The organism is Streptomyces sp. NPDC091682 (assembly GCF_044756625.1).
GTDB lineage: Bacteria > Actinomycetota > Actinomycetes > Streptomycetales > Streptomycetaceae > Streptomyces.
On sequence record NZ_JBIVTH010000009.1, the window covers coordinates 133,982 to 150,004 of the forward strand.

The 16,023-nt window shown below is 71.3% G+C and carries 13 protein-coding genes; 12 read left to right on the forward strand and 1 reads right to left on the reverse strand.

The features are described 5' to 3' along the window. Positions 1–2 precede the first annotated feature (2 nt). The 12 genes from ACIQK6_RS21910 (at position 3) to ACIQK6_RS21965 (ending at position 15,065) form a co-directional block, all read left to right on the forward strand. A complete protein-coding gene (locus tag ACIQK6_RS21910; protein WP_329104030.1) occupies positions 3–1,289 on the forward strand; it encodes a dihydroorotase in 1,287 nt (428 codons plus the stop codon). Next, on the forward strand, positions 1,286–1,867 hold the full coding sequence (locus ACIQK6_RS21915) for a hypothetical protein (RefSeq protein ID WP_329104032.1): 582 nt from the start codon (positions 1,286–1,288) through the stop codon (positions 1,865–1,867). The genes ACIQK6_RS21910 and ACIQK6_RS21915 overlap by 4 nt, the downstream gene beginning before the upstream one ends. Next, positions 1,864–3,027 carry a glutamine-hydrolyzing carbamoyl-phosphate synthase small subunit gene (carA, locus tag ACIQK6_RS21920; protein WP_329104034.1) on the forward strand — a complete coding sequence of 388 codons (1,164 nt, stop codon included), beginning with the start codon at positions 1,864–1,866 and terminating at the stop codon, positions 3,025–3,027. The genes ACIQK6_RS21915 and carA overlap by 4 nt, the downstream gene beginning before the upstream one ends. Further along, positions 3,020–6,328 (forward strand): carbamoyl-phosphate synthase large subunit, encoded by a 3,309-nt coding sequence (carB, locus tag ACIQK6_RS21925; protein ID WP_402695286.1) that lies wholly within the window; start codon positions 3,020–3,022, stop codon positions 6,326–6,328. The genes carA and carB overlap by 8 nt, the downstream gene beginning before the upstream one ends. A 95-nt stretch (positions 6,329–6,423) precedes the next feature. Continuing rightward, positions 6,424–7,533 carry a quinone-dependent dihydroorotate dehydrogenase gene (locus ACIQK6_RS21930; RefSeq protein ID WP_402695287.1) on the forward strand — a complete coding sequence of 370 codons (1,110 nt, stop codon included), beginning with the start codon at positions 6,424–6,426 and terminating at the stop codon, positions 7,531–7,533. Continuing rightward, the gene (gene pyrF, locus ACIQK6_RS21935) at positions 7,530–8,369 is read left to right on the forward strand and encodes an orotidine-5'-phosphate decarboxylase (RefSeq protein ID WP_329104040.1); all 840 of its coding nucleotides are present in this window, start codon (positions 7,530–7,532) and stop codon (positions 8,367–8,369) included. The genes ACIQK6_RS21930 and pyrF overlap by 4 nt, the downstream gene beginning before the upstream one ends. Positions 8,370–8,670: 301 nt before the next feature. Next, positions 8,671–8,994 carry an integration host factor gene (locus ACIQK6_RS21940; RefSeq protein ID WP_030008746.1) on the forward strand — a complete coding sequence of 108 codons (324 nt, stop codon included), beginning with the start codon at positions 8,671–8,673 and terminating at the stop codon, positions 8,992–8,994. Between the two features lie 61 nt (positions 8,995–9,055). Beyond that, on the forward strand, positions 9,056–9,619 hold the full coding sequence (gene gmk / locus ACIQK6_RS21945; protein ID WP_030008745.1) for a guanylate kinase: 564 nt from the start codon (positions 9,056–9,058) through the stop codon (positions 9,617–9,619). Between the two features lie 73 nt (positions 9,620–9,692). Further along, positions 9,693–9,965: a DNA-directed RNA polymerase subunit omega gene (rpoZ, locus tag ACIQK6_RS21950; protein WP_004948662.1), complete on the forward strand. Its 273-nt coding sequence runs from the start codon at positions 9,693–9,695 to the stop codon at positions 9,963–9,965. A gap of 121 nt (positions 9,966–10,086) precedes the next feature. Next, on the forward strand, positions 10,087–11,286 hold the full coding sequence (gene coaBC, locus ACIQK6_RS21955) for a bifunctional phosphopantothenoylcysteine decarboxylase/phosphopantothenate--cysteine ligase CoaBC (protein WP_402695349.1): 1,200 nt from the start codon (positions 10,087–10,089) through the stop codon (positions 11,284–11,286). 212 nt (positions 11,287–11,498) lie between these two features. Continuing rightward, a complete protein-coding gene (gene metK / locus ACIQK6_RS21960) occupies positions 11,499–12,707 on the forward strand; it encodes a methionine adenosyltransferase (protein WP_329104043.1) in 1,209 nt (402 codons plus the stop codon). A 237-nt stretch (positions 12,708–12,944) separates the two neighbouring features. Further along, complete coding sequence (locus ACIQK6_RS21965; RefSeq protein WP_329104045.1) at positions 12,945–15,065, forward strand: primosomal protein N'; 2,121 nt, start codon at positions 12,945–12,947, stop codon at positions 15,063–15,065. Positions 15,066–15,258: 193 nt separating this feature from the next. Here ACIQK6_RS21965 and ACIQK6_RS21970 read toward each other — a convergent pair whose 3' ends face one another. Continuing rightward, complete coding sequence (locus tag ACIQK6_RS21970) at positions 15,259–15,810, reverse strand: hypothetical protein (protein WP_329104047.1); 552 nt, start codon at positions 15,808–15,810, stop codon at positions 15,259–15,261. Between the last annotated feature and the right edge of the window lie 213 nt (positions 15,811–16,023).

Below are 16,023 nucleotides of genomic sequence, written 5' to 3' on the forward strand. Positions count from 1 at the left end.
TCATGAGCAAGATCCTTATCCGTGGCGCGAAGGTACTCGGCGGCGAGGCGCAGGACGTCCTGATCGACGGCGAGACCATCGCCGAGGTCGGCCAGGACCTGTCCGCCGACGGCGCGACCGTCATCGAAGCCGAGGGACAGGTCCTCCTCCCCGGCCTCGTCGACCTGCACACCCACCTGCGCGAGCCCGGCCGCGAGGACTCCGAGACCGTCCTCACCGGCACCCGCGCCGCCGCCTCCGGCGGCTACACCGCCGTGTTCGCCATGGCGAACACCTTCCCGGTCGCCGACACCGCCGGCGTCGTCGAGCAGGTCTGGCGCCTGGGCAAGGAGTCCGGCTACTGCGACGTGCAGCCCATCGGCGCCGTCACCGTCGGCCTGGAGGGCAAGCAGCTCTCCGAGCTGGGCGCCATGCACGAGTCCGCCGCCCGCGTCACCGTCTTCTCCGACGACGGCAAGTGCGTGGACGACGCCGTGATCATGCGCCGCGCCCTGGAGTACGTGAAGGCCTTCGGCGGCGTCGTCGCCCAGCACGCCCAGGAGCCCCGCCTCACCGAGGGCGCCCAGATGAACGAGGGCATCGTCTCCGCGGAACTCGGTCTCGGCGGCTGGCCGGCCGTCGCCGAGGAGTCGATCATCGCCCGCGACGTCCTGCTCGCCGAGCACGTCGGCTCCCGCGTCCACATCTGCCACCTCTCCACCGCCGGCTCCGTCGAGATCGTCCGCTGGGCCAAGTCCCGCGGCATCGACGTCACCGCCGAGGTCACCCCGCACCACCTCCTCCTCACCGAGGAGCTCGTGCGCTCGTACAACGCGGTCTACAAGGTCAACCCGCCGCTGCGCACCGAGCGCGACGTGCTGGCCCTGCGCGAGGCGCTTGCCGACGGCACGATCGACATCGTCGCCACCGACCACGCCCCGCACCCGCACGAGGACAAGGACTGCGAGTGGGCCGCCGCCGCCATGGGCATGGTCGGCCTGGAGACCGCGCTCTCCGTCGTCCAGCAGACGATGGTCGAGACCGGACTGCTCGACTGGGTGGGCGTCGCCGAGCGGATGTCCTTCGCTCCGGCGCGCATCGGCAGTCTCGAGAACCACGGCCGTCCCGTCTCGGCAGGTGAACCCGCGAACCTGACCTTGGTCGATACCTCGTACCGTGGTGTCGTGGACCCCGCACACTTCGCCTCCCGCAGCCGCAACACGCCTTACGAGGGCCGTGAGCTGCCGGGGCGCGTCACTCATACCTTCCTGCGGGGCCGGGCAACGGTCGTGGACGGGAAACTGGCGTGACACCTGCAGTAATCCAACTGGCCGCCGAGGCCGCCGAACGACAGTCGGCGGAGGTGACCCAGTTCGGCGCCCGCATCGCGTGGGTGATCGGCCTGGTCGTCTTCATTGCGTTCGTGTACTGGCTGATGCGGCAGGGCTGGAAATGGCGAGGGGCCCTGCAGAACGATCTGCCTGAGCTCCCCGCCGCCCCCGACGGCCTCCCCGAGCACCGACTGGCGCTGGTCGGCCGGTACCACGGGTCCACCACCGCCGGGCAGTGGCTCGACCGGATCGTCGCCCACGGTCTGGGCCTGCGCAGCCGGGTCGAGCTCACGCTCACCGACGCGGGCCTCGACGTGGTCCGACCGGGGGCGGGCGACTTCTTCGTACCGGCCGCGCAGCTGCGCGGCGCCCGCCTCGACAAGGGAATCGCGGGCAAGGTACTCACCGAGGGCGGTCTGCTCGTCGTCACCTGGGCGCACGGCGACAAGCTGATCGACTCCGGATTCCGCTCCGACCGCGCGGCCGAACACGCCGCCTGGGTCGAAGCCATCAATCTCATGAACTCATCCATCACGACGGAAGGCGCCGAACGATGACGACCTCCACCAGGGGAGCAGCCAAAGCTCCCGCCGTACTCGTCCTGGAGGACGGTCGGATCTTCCGCGGCCGCGCCTACGGCGCTGTGGGGGAGACCTTCGGCGAGGCCGTGTTCTCCACCGGCATGACCGGATACCAGGAGACCCTCACCGACCCGTCGTACCACCGGCAGGTCGTCGTGATGACCGCCCCCCACGTGGGCAACACGGGCGTCAACGACGAGGACCCCGAGTCCTCCCGCATCTGGGTGGCCGGCTACGTCGTGCGCGACCCCGCCCGCGTCCCCTCCAACTGGCGCTCCCGGCGCTCGCTGGACGAGGAGCTCGCGCAGCAGGGCGTCGTCGGGATCTCCGGCATCGACACCCGCGCCCTCACCCGCCACCTGCGCGAGCGCGGCGCCATGCGCGTCGGCATCTTCTCGGGCGAGGCCTGGGTCGGCATCCGCGACGAGGCCCTGCTGGCCAAGGTCCAGTCGCAGCCGCAGATGAAGGGCGCGAACCTCTCCGCCGAGGTCGCCACCAAGGAGGCGTACGTCGTCCCCGCGATCGGCGAGAAGCGCTTCACCGTCGCCGCCGTCGACCTCGGCATCAAGGGCATGACCCCGCACCGGATGGCCGAGCGCGGCATCGAGGTGCACGTGCTGCCCGCCACCGCCACGGTCGAGGACGTCTACGCGGTCAACCCCGACGGCGTGTTCTTCTCCAACGGCCCGGGCGACCCGGCCACCGCAGACGGTCCCGTCGCCGTCATGCAGGGCGTGCTGGAGCGCAAGACGCCGCTCTTCGGCATCTGCTTCGGCAACCAGATCCTGGGCCGCGCGCTCGGCTTCGGCACCTACAAGCTGAAGTACGGCCACCGCGGCATCAACCAGCCGGTGCAGGACCGCACCACCGGCAAGGTCGAGATCACCGCGCACAACCACGGCTTCGCCGTCGACGCGCCCCTCGACGGGGTCACCGAGACCCCCTACGGCCGCGCCGAGGTCTCCCACGTCTGCCTGAACGACAACGTCGTCGAAGGCCTCCAGCTGCTCGACCAGCCGGCCTTCAGCGTCCAGTACCACCCCGAGGCGGCCGCCGGCCCGCACGACGCCGCGTACCTCTTCGACCGCTTCACGTCTTTGATGGAAACCGCCCTGATGGAGGCCGAGCGTGCCTAAGCGCACCGATATCCAGTCCGTCCTGGTCATCGGCTCCGGCCCGATCGTCATCGGACAGGCCGCCGAGTTCGACTACTCCGGCACCCAGGCCTGCCGCATCCTCAAGGCCGAGGGCCTGCGGGTCATCCTGGTGAACTCCAACCCCGCGACGATCATGACCGACCCGGAGATCGCCGACGCCACGTACGTCGAGCCGATCACCCCCGAGTTCGTCGAGAAGATCATCGCCAAGGAGCGCCCCGACGCGCTCCTGCCCACCCTCGGCGGCCAGACCGCGCTCAACACCGCCATCTCCATGCACGAGCAGGGCGTGCTGGAGAAGTACGGCGTCGAGCTCATCGGCGCCAACGTCGAGGCCATCAACAAGGGCGAGGACCGCGACCTCTTCAAGGGCGTCGTCGAGGCCGTCAAGGCCAAGATCGGCTACGGCGAGTCCGCCCGCTCGGTCATCTGCCACACCATGGACGACGTCATCAAGGGCGTCGACACCCTCGGCGGCTACCCCGTCGTCGTCCGCCCCTCCTTCACCATGGGCGGCGCCGGCTCCGGCTTCGCCCACGACGAGGACGAGCTGCGCCGCATCGCCGGCCAGGGCCTCACGCTCTCCCCGACCACCGAGGTGCTCCTGGAGGAGTCCATCCTCGGCTGGAAGGAGTACGAGCTGGAGCTGATGCGCGACACCAAGGACAACGTGGTCGTCGTCTGCTCCATCGAGAACTTCGACCCGATGGGCGTCCACACCGGTGACTCGATCACCGTCGCCCCGGCGATGACCCTGACCGACCGCGAGTACCAGCGCCTGCGCGACATCGGCATCGCGATCATCCGCGAGGTCGGCGTCGACACCGGCGGCTGCAACATTCAGTTCGCGATCGACCCGACCGACGGCCGCGTCATCGTCATCGAGATGAACCCGCGCGTCTCGCGCTCCTCGGCCCTCGCGTCGAAGGCCACCGGCTTCCCGATCGCCAAGATCGCCGCCAAGCTGGCCATCGGCTACACGCTCGACGAGGTCCCCAACGACATCACCGAGCAGACCCCGGCCTCCTTCGAGCCGTCCCTCGACTACGTCGTCGTCAAGGCCCCGCGCTTCGCCTTCGAGAAGTTCCCGCTGGCCGACGCCACCCTCACCACGACCATGAAGTCGGTCGGCGAGGCCATGGCCATCGGCCGCAACTTCACCGAGGCCCTCCAGAAGGCCCTGCGCTCCCTGGAGAAGAAGGGCTCGCAGTTCACCTTCGTCGGCCCCACCGGCGACAAGGACGAGCTGCTGCGCACCGCGGTCCGCCCGACCGACGGCCGCATCAACACCGTCATGCAGGCCATCCGCGCCGGCGCCACCCAGGAAGAGGTCTTCGAGTTCACGAAGATCGACCCCTGGTTCGTCGACCAGCTCTTCCTCATCAAGGAGATCGCGGACGAGCTGACCGCCGCCGAGAAGCTCGGCCCCGAGCTGCTCGCCGAGGCCAAGCGCCACGGCTTCTCCGACGCCCAGATCGCCGAGATCCGCGGCCTGCGCGAGGACGTCGTCCGCGAGGTCCGGCACGCCCTCGGCGTCCGCCCGGTCTACAAGACGGTCGACACCTGCGCCGCCGAGTTCGCCGCCAAGACCCCGTACTTCTACTCCTCGTACGACGAGGAGTCCGAGGTCGCGCCCCGCACCAAGCCCGCGGTGATCATCCTGGGCTCCGGCCCGAACCGCATCGGCCAGGGCATCGAGTTCGACTACTCCTGCGTCCACGCCTCCTTCGCCCTCAGCGACGCCGGCTACGAGACCGTGATGGTCAACTGCAACCCGGAGACCGTCTCCACCGACTACGACACCTCCGACCGCCTGTACTTCGAGCCGCTGACGCTCGAGGACGTGCTGGAGATCGTCCACGCCGAGTCGCTGGCCGGCCCCATCGCCGGTGTCGTCGTCCAGCTCGGCGGCCAGACCCCCCTCGGTCTCGCCCAGGCCCTCAAGGACAACGGCGTCCCCGTCGTCGGCACCTCTCCGGAGGCCATCCACGCCGCCGAGGACCGCGGCGCCTTCGGCCAGGTCCTCGCCGACGCGGGCCTGCCGGCCCCCAAGCACGGCACCGCCACCACCTTCGCGGGTGCGAAGGCGATCGCCGACGAGATCGGCTACCCGGTCCTGGTCCGCCCGTCCTACGTGCTCGGCGGCCGCGGCATGGAGATCGTCTACGACGAGGCCCGCCTCGAGTCGTACATCGCCGAGTCCACCGAGATCTCCCCGACCCGCCCCGTGCTGGTCGACCGGTTCCTCGACGACGCGATCGAGATCGACGTGGACGCCCTCTACGACGGCCACGAGCTCTACCTCGGCGGCGTCATGGAGCACATCGAGGAAGCCGGCATCCACTCCGGCGACTCGGCCTGCGCCCTGCCCCCGATCACCCTCGGCGGCTACGACATCAAGCGCCTGCGCGCCTCCACCGAGGCGATCGCCAAGGGCGTCGGCGTCCGCGGCCTGATCAACATCCAGTTCGCGATGGCCGGGGACATCCTCTACGTCCTGGAGGCCAACCCGCGCGCCTCCCGGACCGTCCCCTTCACCTCGAAGGCCACCGCGGTCCCGCTCGCGAAGGCCGCCGCCCGCATCTCGCTCGGCACCACCATCGCCGAGCTGCGCGCCGAGGGCCTGCTGCCGAAGACCGGCGACGGCGGCACCCTGCCGATCGACGCGCCGATCTCCGTCAAGGAGGCCGTCATGCCGTGGTCGCGCTTCCGCGACATCCACGGCCGCGGCGTGGACACCGTCCTCGGCCCCGAGATGCGCTCCACCGGCGAGGTCATGGGCATCGACGCCGTCTTCGGCACCGCCTACGCCAAGTCGCAGGCCGGCGCCTACGGCCCGCTGCCCACCAAGGGCCGCGCGTTCATCTCCGTCGCCAACCGCGACAAGCGCTCGATGATCTTCCCGGCGCGCGAGCTCGTCGCCCACGGCTTCGAGCTGATGGCCACCTCCGGCACCGCCGAGGTGCTGCGCCGCAACGGCATCAACGTCACCGTGGTGCGCAAGCTCAGCGAGGGCGAGGGCCCGGGCGGCGAGAAGACCATCGTCCAGCTGATCCACGACGGCCAGGTCGACCTGATCGTCAACACCCCGTACGGAACCGGCGGCCGCCTCGACGGCTACGAGATCCGCACGGCGGCCGTGGCCCGCAGCGTCCCCTGCCTGACCACGGTCCAGGCGCTCGCCGCCGCCGTCCAGGGCATCGACGCGCTCAACCGCGGCGACGTGGGCGTGCGCTCCCTCCAGGAGCACGCGGAGCACCTGACCGCAGCCCGCGACTGACGCAGGCCCGCACAGCCAGCCCGGACACGGGGAGGGGGACACCGGTTTCACGACGGGTGTCCCCCTCTTCACGAGCGCAGAGGGATTTTCCGACGATGTACAAAACGTTCTTCAACCTGGTCTTCAAGCGGATGGACCCGGAGCAGGCCCACTACCTGGCCTTCCGCTGGATCCGCCTGGCCGCCCGCACCCCCGTGCTGCGCACCTTCGTCGCGGCCGCCCTGGCCCCGCGCTACGAGGAGCTGCGCACCGAGGCCCTCGGCTTGCGCATGCACGGCCCCTTCGGACTCGCCGCCGGCTTCGACAAGAACGCCGTCGCCATCGACGGCATGTCGATGCTCGGCTTCGACCACATCGAGATCGGCACGGTCACGGCCGAGCCGCAGCCCGGCAACCCGAAGAAGCGGCTCTTCCGACTCGTGGCGGACCGCGCGCTGATCAACCGCATGGGCTTCAACAACGAGGGCTCGGCGGCCGTGGCGGCCCGCCTGGCGGCCCGTGAGGCCGTCTTCAAGACCGTGGTCGGCGTCAACATCGGCAAGACCAAGGTCGTGCCCGAGGAGGAGGCCGTGGGGGACTACGTCGCCTCCACCGAGCGCCTCGCCCGGCACGCCGACTACCTCGTGGTCAACGTCTCCTCGCCGAACACCCCGGGCCTGCGCAACCTCCAGGCCACCGAGTCGCTGCGCCCGCTGCTGACGGCCGTGCGCGAGGCCGCGGACCGGACGGTGACCGACCGCCGGGTGCCGCTGCTGGTCAAGATCGCCCCCGACCTGGCGGACGAGGACGTCGACGCGGTCGCCGACCTGGCCCTGGAGCTGGGCCTCGACGGCATCATCGCGACGAACACCACCATCGCCCGCGAGGGGCTGGGCCTGAAGTCCGCCCCGTCCCTGGTGAAGGAGACCGGCGGGCTCTCCGGCGCCCCGGTCAAGGAGCGCTCGCTGGAGGTCCTGCGCCGCCTGTACGCCCGCGTGGGGGACCGCCTGGTCCTGGTCGGGGTCGGCGGCATCGAGAACGCCGAGGACGCCTGGCAGCGGATCCTGGCCGGCGCCACGCTGGTCCAGGGCTACAGCGCCTTCATCTACGAGGGCCCGTGCTACGCCCGCGCCATCCACAAGGGCCTCGCCGCGCGCCTGGCCAACAGCCCGTACGCGACGCTCGCCGAAGCGGTGGGCGCCGAGACCCGAAAGGCCACCAAGTGACTGTGACCCCGTTCGGCACCCGCCTGCGCGCGGCGATGGACTCCCGGGGCCCGCTGTGCGTGGGCATCGACCCGCACGCCGCCCTGCTGGCGCAGTGGGGGCTGCAGGACGACATCGCGGGCCTGGAGCGGTTCTCCCGCACGGTCGTCGAGGCGCTCGCCGAGTCGGTGGCGGTCTTCAAGCCCCAGGCGGCCTTCTTCGAGCGGTTCGGCTCGAAGGGCGTGGCCGTCCTGGAGCGGGCCGTCGCGGACGCCCGCGCGGCCGGGACCCTGGTCGTCATGGACGCCAAGCGCGGCGACATCGGCTCCACCATGGCGGCGTACGCCTCGGCCTTCCTGGACCCGGCCTCGCCGCTGTTCTCGGACGCGCTGACGGTCTCCCCGTACCTGGGCTACGGCTCGCTGAAGCCGGCCGTCGACCTGGCCCGGGAGTCGGGCGCGGGCCTGTTCGTCCTGGCGCTGACCTCGAACCCGGAGGGCGCCGAGGTCCAGCGGGCGGTCCGCGAGGACGGCCGGACGATCGGCGCGACGATGCTGGCGCACCTGGCGGCGGAGAACGCGGACGCCGCCCCCATGGGCTCCTTCGGCGCGGTGGTCGGCGCCACGCTGGGCGATCTGTCCTCCTTCGACCTGGACATCAACGGGCCGCTGCTGGCCCCCGGCATCGGCGCGCAGGGCGCGACGGCGGCGGACCTGCCGGGCGTCTTCGGCAAGGCGGTGCGCAACGTCGTCCCGAACGTCTCGCGGGGCGTCCTGAAGCACGGTCCGGACGTGAGCGCCCTGCGCGACTCGGCACGGCGCTTCGCCGACGAGATCCACGAGGCCGTCACCGCGTAATCGCTCGCTCGGGGAGGCCGGCCGCAGCTCCGCGGCACGGCCTCCCGCACTTCTTGGCGAAACTCGAACGCTCTTCATCGGACAAAACCGGGGTATTTTGTCGGTGATGTCCGGTTCGGTGGAGGCTGACCAGGACTTTTCGTCCGTTCTCGCTGACTGGAGCGGTGTTGGCCGCTAGTCTCCGACCAGAGTGAACGTGCAGCGAACGAGTTCATCGCTGTTCGGGAGCTCGCCAGGTGTGGTGCCTTCGGGCAGCCCGCCGGTCCGTATCCGACAGTTCGACATCCGAGGTGACGTAGGCGTGGCTCTTCCGCCCCTTACCCCTGAACAGCGCGCAGCCGCGCTCGAAAAGGCCGCCGCGGCTCGCCGGGAGCGGGCCGAGGTCAAGAATCGACTCAAGCACTCCGGTGCCTCGCTCCAAGAGGTCATCAAGACGGGCCAGGAGAACGACGTCATCGGCAAGATGAAGGTCTCCGCCCTGCTGGAGTCTCTGCCTGGCGTGGGCAAGGTGCGCGCCAAGCAGATCATGGAGCGTCTCGGCATCTCCGAGTCCCGGCGTGTCCGAGGTCTCGGTTCCAACCAGATCGCCTCTCTGGAGCGCGAGTTCGGCAGCACCGGCGCCTGAGGCGTCGACTGAAGTTCTCCCGGCGTTCTCAGGCAGTCCCGAGAACCTGGATAATCGCTCTATGGCAGCAGAGGTTCGTCCGCGGCTGACCGTGCTCTCCGGCCCTTCAGGGGTCGGCAAGAGCACGGTCGTCGCGCATATGCGCAAGGTTCACCCCGAGGTATGGCTCTCGGTGTCGGCCACCACCCGCAAGCCGCGGCCCGGTGAGCGACACGGAGTCCACTACTTCTTCGTCAATGACGACGAGTTCGACAAGCTGATCGCCAACGGCGAGCTCCTGGAGTGGGCCGAGTTCGCGGGCAACCGCTACGGCACTCCCCGCGGCGCGGTGCTGGAACGCCTGGACAACGGCGAGCCGGTACTGCTGGAGATCGATCTCCAGGGCGCGCGACTCGTCCGCGAGTCCAAGCCCGACGCCCAGCTGGTCTTCCTGGCACCGCCGAGCTGGGACGAGCTGGTCCGCCGGCTGACCGGTCGGGGCACCGAATCGGCGGAGGTCATCGAGCGCCGGCTCGCCGCCGCCAAGATCGAGCTCGCTGCCGAGTCCGAGTTCGACACCACCCTGGTCAACACCTCCGTCGAGGACGTAGCCCGTGAGCTGCTAGCCTTGATGGCAGTTGTCTGATCGTTGATCGATGTTTTTGATTCGGTCGATTCCAGGACGGCCCAATCTTTCACCCATCTTCGGAAGGTAGAGCGTGTCCTCTTCCATCACCGCGCCCGAGGGCATCATCAACCCGCCGATCGACGAGCTGCTCGAGGCCACGGACTCGAAGTACAGCCTCGTGATCTACGCGGCCAAGCGCGCGCGTCAGATCAACGCGTACTACTCGCAGCTCGGTGAGGGCCTGCTCGAGTACGTCGGCCCGCTGGTGGACACCCACGTCCACGAGAAGCCGCTTTCGATCGCGCTGCGCGAGATCAACGCTGGTCTGCTGACCTCCGAGGCCATCGAGGCCCCGGCCCAGTAGGGCACCAGAAGTCCTTTCACCACAGGCCCGGCAGAACATCTGCCGGGCCTGTGGTGTGTCATGGGTGGGTACGACGACGATCAGAGCCGAACGCGTCGCAGCCGTCGAAGGGAAGTACGTGGTGGACAAGCCGAAGGTCGTCCTGGGGGTCAGTGGCGGGATCGCCGCCTACAAGGCGTGCGAGCTGCTGCGCCGGCTCACCGAGTCCGGCCACGACGTGCGGGTGGTGCCCACCGCGTCCTCCCTGAACTTCGTGGGGGAGGCCACCTGGTCCGCCCTCTCCGGGAACCCGGCCTCCACCGAGGTCTGGGAATCGGTCCACGAGGTGCCGCACGTGCGCATCGGGCAGTCCGCCGACCTCGTCGTCGTCGCACCCGCCACGGCCGACATGCTGGCCAAGGCCGCCCACGGGCTCGCCGACGACCTGCTCACGAACACCCTGCTCACCGCCCGCTGTCCGGTGGTCTTCGCCCCCGCCATGCACACCGAGATGTGGGAGCACCCCGCCACCCAGGAGAACGTGGCCACGCTGCGCCGGCGCGGCGCCCTCGTCATCGAGCCCGCCGTCGGCCGGCTCACCGGCAAGGACACCGGCAAGGGGCGGCTGCCCGACCCCGAGGAGATCTTCGATGTCTGTCGCCGGGTCCTGACCCGTGGTGCGGCCGAGCCGGACCTCGCCGGGCGGCACGTGGTGATCAGCGCGGGCGGCACGCGGGAGCCGCTGGACCCGGTCCGCTTCCTCGGCAACCGTTCCTCCGGCAAGCAGGGCTACGCCCTCGCCCGCACCGCCGTCGCCCGCGGGGCCCGGGTCACCCTGGTTTCGGCCAACACCGCGCTGGCCGACCCGGCCGGGGTGGACGTCGTACGGGTGGGGACGGCAGTGCAGCTCCGGGAGGCCGTGCTCAAGGCCGCCGCCGACGCCGACGCCGTGGTGATGGCCGCGGCCGTGGCCGATTTCCGGCCCGCCGAATACGCGAGCGGAAAGATCAAGAAGAAGGACGGACAGGACCCGGCGCCGGTGGCGCTGGTGCGCAATCCGGACGTTCTCGCAGAGATCTCGGCCGATCGGGCCAGAGCCGGACAGGTGGTCGTGGGATTCGCCGCCGAGACCGACGACGTCCTCGCGAACGGCCGCGCCAAGCTCGCCCGAAAGGGCTGTGACCTTCTCGTCGTGAACGAGGTCGGGGAGGCTCGAACCTTTGGTTCCGAGGAGAACGAAGCGGTGATCCTGGCCTCTGATGGCTCTGAGACTCAGGTTCCCTATGGTCCGAAGGAGGCCTTGGCTGAGGTGATTTGGGACCAGGTGGCCGTCCGGCTCTAGTCGCGACGCGCCTGGCCCGATTCCCCTTCTCCAGATCACCTCTGTGCGTAAGAATGGGAGTGCCGCAGGTCACACGGCTCCCATAAGGCGAGACGGGTGGTCCGGGTAACGGTGGCGACCGATAAACTGCATCCGGAACGTGATCGGGCGCAGCCCCCGATGTGGTTCCGCCAAATGATCAGCCAGCAGCCGCTGCAACCCCAGGGAGCGTTGTGTCCCGTCGTCTGTTCACCTCGGAGTCCGTCACCGAGGGCCACCCCGACAAGATCGCTGACCAGATCAGCGACACGATCCTCGACGCGCTCCTCACCGAGGACCCGACCTCGCGCGTCGCCGTGGAAACCCTCATCACCACGGGTCTCGTGCACATCGCGGGAGAGGTGACGACGAAGGCCTACGCGCCCATCGCGCAGCTCGTCCGGGAGAAGATCCTCGAGATCGGCTACGACTCCTCCAAGAAGGGCTTCGACGGCGCCTCCTGCGGCGTGTCGGTGTCCATCGGAGCCCAGTCCCCGGACATCGCGCAGGGCGTCGACACCGCCTACGAGAAGCGCGTCGAGGGCGACGAGGACGAGCTGGACAAGCAGGGCGCGGGCGACCAGGGCCTGATGTTCGGCTACGCCTGCGACGAGACCCCCGAGCTCATGCCGCTGCCGATCCACATCGCGCACCGGCTGTCCCGCCGGCTCTCCGAGGTCCGCAAGAACGGGACCATCCCGTACCTGCGCCCCGACGGCAAGACCCAGGTCACCATCGAGTACGACGGTGACAAGGCCGTGCGCCTGGACACCGTCGTGGTCTCCTCGCAGCACGCCTCGGACATCGACCTCGACTCGCTGCTCGCTCCCGACATCCGCGAGTTCGTCGTCGAGCACGTCCTGGCGCAGCTCGTCGAGGACGGCATCAAGCTCGACACCGAGGGCTACCGCCTCCTGGTGAACCCGACCGGCCGCTTCGAGATCGGCGGCCCGATGGGCGACGCCGGCCTCACCGGCCGCAAGATCATCATCGACACCTACGGCGGCATGGCCCGCCACGGTGGCGGAGCCTTCTCCGGCAAGGACCCGTCGAAGGTCGACCGCTCGGCCGCCTACGCCATGCGCTGGGTCGCCAAGAACGTGGTCGCCGCCGGTCTCGCCGCGCGCTGCGAGGTGCAGGTCGCGTACGCCATCGGCAAGGCCGAGCCCGTCGGTCTCTTCGTCGAGACCTTCGGCACCGCCAAGGTCGAGGTCCAGAAGATCGAGGACGCGATCGGCGAGGTCTTCGACCTGCGCCCGGCCGCGATCATCCGTGACCTGGACCTGCTGCGCCCGATCTACGCCCAGACCGCCGCCTACGGCCACTTCGGCCGTGAGCTGCCGGACTTCACCTGGGAGCGCACCGACCGCGTGGACGCCCTGCGCACCGCGGCCGGCCTGTAAGCACACCCCGCCGCACGGCGGACCCGTACGGCCCCGGACCGCTGGTCCGGGGCCGTATTCGCGTTGATCGGCCGGCGGTCCGGTGCCTATGCTGCTCCTGCCCTCCCGGTGCGCGGGGTGACGGCTTCATCTGGAGCCGGGCGCGAGCCCGGCGTTGAAGGGTAGTTCCACCTGCCGCCGCCCGCCCTGATCTCGGGAGGGCGCCCACTGTCGGTGGCGTTTGGTAAGAATGCTGCTGTGAGCAGGGACAACGGCGAGAGCGAAACCGAGGCGGGCGGCCCGCCGGAGCAGCTCGCACTGATCCGGGAGATGGTCGCCGAGGCGAAGGCCAAGGCGCCCAAGGCAAAGCCGCGCACCTGGCGCGGGGCCCCTCTCGCCGCCGAGCTGCCCGTCGCCCGGATCCTCGTGAACAAGGGCGTCCTCCACCTCGACCAGCTCTGGGACTACGCCGTCCCCGAGGAGCTCTCCGAGGCCGCCCAGCCCGGCGTCCGAGTCCGCGTCCGGTTCGGCGCCGGCTCCCACCACGTGCACGGCGGCCGCCGCGAGGGCGGCGGCCTGATCGACGGCTTCATCGTGGAACGCCGCGCAGAGTCCGACTACGACGGCGCACTGGCCGCCCTCGCCCACGTGGTCTCGCCCGAGGTGGTCCTCAGCCCCCGCATGCTCGCCCTCGCCCGGGCCGTCGCCGACCGGTACGCGGGCAGCCTCGCCGACGTCCTCCAGCTCGCCCTGCCCGCGCGCAGCGCCCGCGCCGAGGCCAAGCCCTCACCGGAGCCCCTGCCGCCGCCCCCCGTCCCCGAGCCGGCCGGCTGGGCGCGGTACGGCGCCGGGCCGGGCTTCCTGCGCGCCCTCGCCACCGGTGGCGCCCCGCGCGCCGTGTGGACCGCCCTGCCCGGCCCCGGCTGGGCCGACGAACTCGCCCGCGCCATGGCCGCCACCCTGGCCTCCGGGCGCGGGGCCCTCGCCGTACTCCCGGACGGCCGCACCGCCGCCCGCGTCGACGCGGCCCTGACCGCCCTCCTCGGCGAAGGCCGGCACGCGCTGCTGACCGCCGAGTCGGGACCCGAGAAGCGCTACCGCCAATGGCTGGCGGTGCACCGGGGATCCGTGCGGGCCGTCATCGGCACCCGGGCCGCGATGTTCGCACCCGTGCGGGACCTTGGGCTGGTCGCCGTCTGGGACGACGGGGACTCCAGCCACAGCGATGACAACGCCCCCTTCCCGCACGTCAGAGAAGTGCTGGAACTCCGCGCCGTAAGCGACGGCTGCGGCTTCCTCGCGGGCAGTACCAGCTGCACCGTGGAGGCCGCCCAGTTGGTCGAGTCCGGCTGGGCCAGGCCCCTGATCGCCGACCGCGAGACCGTGCGGGCCTGCGCGCCCCGGATCAGGACCGTCGGGGACGAGCTGCTCGCCCGTGACGAGGCGGCCCGGGCCGCGCGCCTGCCGAGCCTGGCCTGGGAGACGGTACGGGAAGGGCTGAAGACCGGGCCCGTACTGGTACAGGTACCGCGGCGGGGCTACGTGCCCCGGCTGGCGTGCGAGCGGTGCCGCACCCCCGCCCGCTGCACGGTGTGCGCGGGACCCCTGGAGGCCCCCGACGAGCGGGATCTGAGGTGCGGGTGGTGCGGGCGGGGCGAGCCGTCCTGGCACTGCGAGGAATGCGGATCGTTCCGGCTGCGGGCCCAGGTGGTCGGGGCCCGGCGCACCGCCGAGGAACTGGGACGCGCCTTCCCGGCCGTGGCCGTACGGACCTCCGGGCGCGACCACGTCCTCGACGAGGTGCCGGACCGGCCTGCGCTGGTGGTGTGCACCCCCGGCGCCGAACCGGTGGCCGCGGGCGCCGGGTACGCGGCCGCGCTGCTGCTCGACGGCTGGGCCATGCTGGGTCGGCCCGACCTGCGGGCCGGCGAGGAAGCCCTGCGGCGGTGGATCGCCGCCGCCTCCCTGGTCCGGGGCGACGGCCAGGTCGTGGTGGTCGCCGAACCGACGCTGCGGCCCGTCCAGGCGCTGGTGCGGTGGGACCCGGTGGGCCATGCCGTGCGGGAGCTCGCGGAGCGGTCCCAGCTCGGCTTCCCGCCGGTGTCCCGGATGGCGGCGGTGGCCGGCCGGGGCGAGGCCGTGGAGGCCTTCCTGGCCGGAGCCGAGCTGCCGCCCGACGCGGAGATCCTGGGGCCGGTGCCGCTCCCGGGGCGGCGCGGGGAGCCGTCCCCCGGGGAGCGTGCGCTGGTCCGGGTTCCGCCAGGCAGCGGAGCCGCCCTGGCGGCCGCCCTGAAGGCGGCGCAGGCGGCCCGGCTGGCGAAGGGGGTTCCGGCGGCGGAGGCCGTCCGGGTCCGGATCGACCCACCCGACATCGGCTGACGGGCCGCGGCACCGGGCCGCGCCGACGAGCCGCGCCTACGAGCCGCGCCGACGCGGTGCGGGCAAGGCCGTCGCCGAACGCCGAAACCCCCGGTGGGACGCCCGTACGGGCGTCCCACCGGGGGCGGACTCGGGCGCGGCGATCCGGCGCGGCCGGCCGTCGGGTGTCGGCGTCCCGGCGGCAGGACACTCCTCAGCCGCTGCGCGGACCGGGGAAGGCGGGGGAGCGGGGAACCTCTCCGAGCCCCCGCGCGGGAGCGCCCGCGGCAGCGGCTGCCTGGGCCTCCTCGCGCACCGGCTGCGGCGGCATCGAGCGGGCTGCCGGGACGGTCGGCAGCGGCCCCATGGTCCGGGTGGTCGTCCCCTCGGCCAGCGGCTCCGCGGACTCGGCGGACTGCGCCCGCCGGGCCCCGTAGCGGCGGTGCACGGCCTGCTTGGTGACACCGAGCGCAGAACCGACCGCGTCCCACGAGAAGCCGAGCGAGCGGTCGAAGTCCACCGCCGCGGTGACCAGCGTCTCGACGCTGTCCCGCAGCTCCTGCGCGAGGCGGACGGTCGGGGCGGGCGCCCGGCCGTAGACGACGAAGCCGGTCGAGGGACCCGATCGGCGCGGGCGGTACACGTTGCCGAGCTGGGCGGTGAGCGTACGCAGGGCATCCACCTGCCGGCGAACCCGCTCGATGTCCCGTACCAGGAGGTGCAGGCTGGCCCGGGCTTGAGCGTCGTGGGTGGCGTGGTCGGCCATGAAGAAGCCTCTCGAACCGGTGCTGAAGGGCGGATCGGGCCGCAGACACCGTTCATTCACACGCGGCCCGTTTTGGTCAATCTCTCTTGACAACGCGCCACCCGTCGCCCAGGTCACGCTGTGGGGGCGTGTCGGCATATGCGAGGGGCGTGCGCGTGTGCGTACGCCCCCTCAACACCACAGGTGGGCGGCCCGACCCGCGCCCCATAGACT

Excerpts from the sequence above, each read along its gene's own strand:
- ACIQK6_RS21910 (WP_329104030.1), top strand. The coding sequence starts at position 3 with ATGAGCAAGATCCTTATCCGTGGCGCGAAGGTACTCGGCGGCGAGGCG.
- carA (WP_329104034.1), top strand. The coding sequence starts at position 1,864 with ATGACGACCTCCACCAGGGGAGCAGCCAAAGCTCCCGCCGTACTCGTC.
- ACIQK6_RS21930 (WP_402695287.1), top strand. The coding sequence starts at position 6,424 with ATGTACAAAACGTTCTTCAACCTGGTCTTCAAGCGGATGGACCCGGAG.
- gmk (WP_030008745.1), top strand. The coding sequence starts at position 9,056 with ATGGCAGCAGAGGTTCGTCCGCGGCTGACCGTGCTCTCCGGCCCTTCA.
- ACIQK6_RS21970 (WP_329104047.1), bottom strand. The coding sequence starts at position 15,810 with ATGGCCGACCACGCCACCCACGACGCTCAAGCCCGGGCCAGCCTGCAC.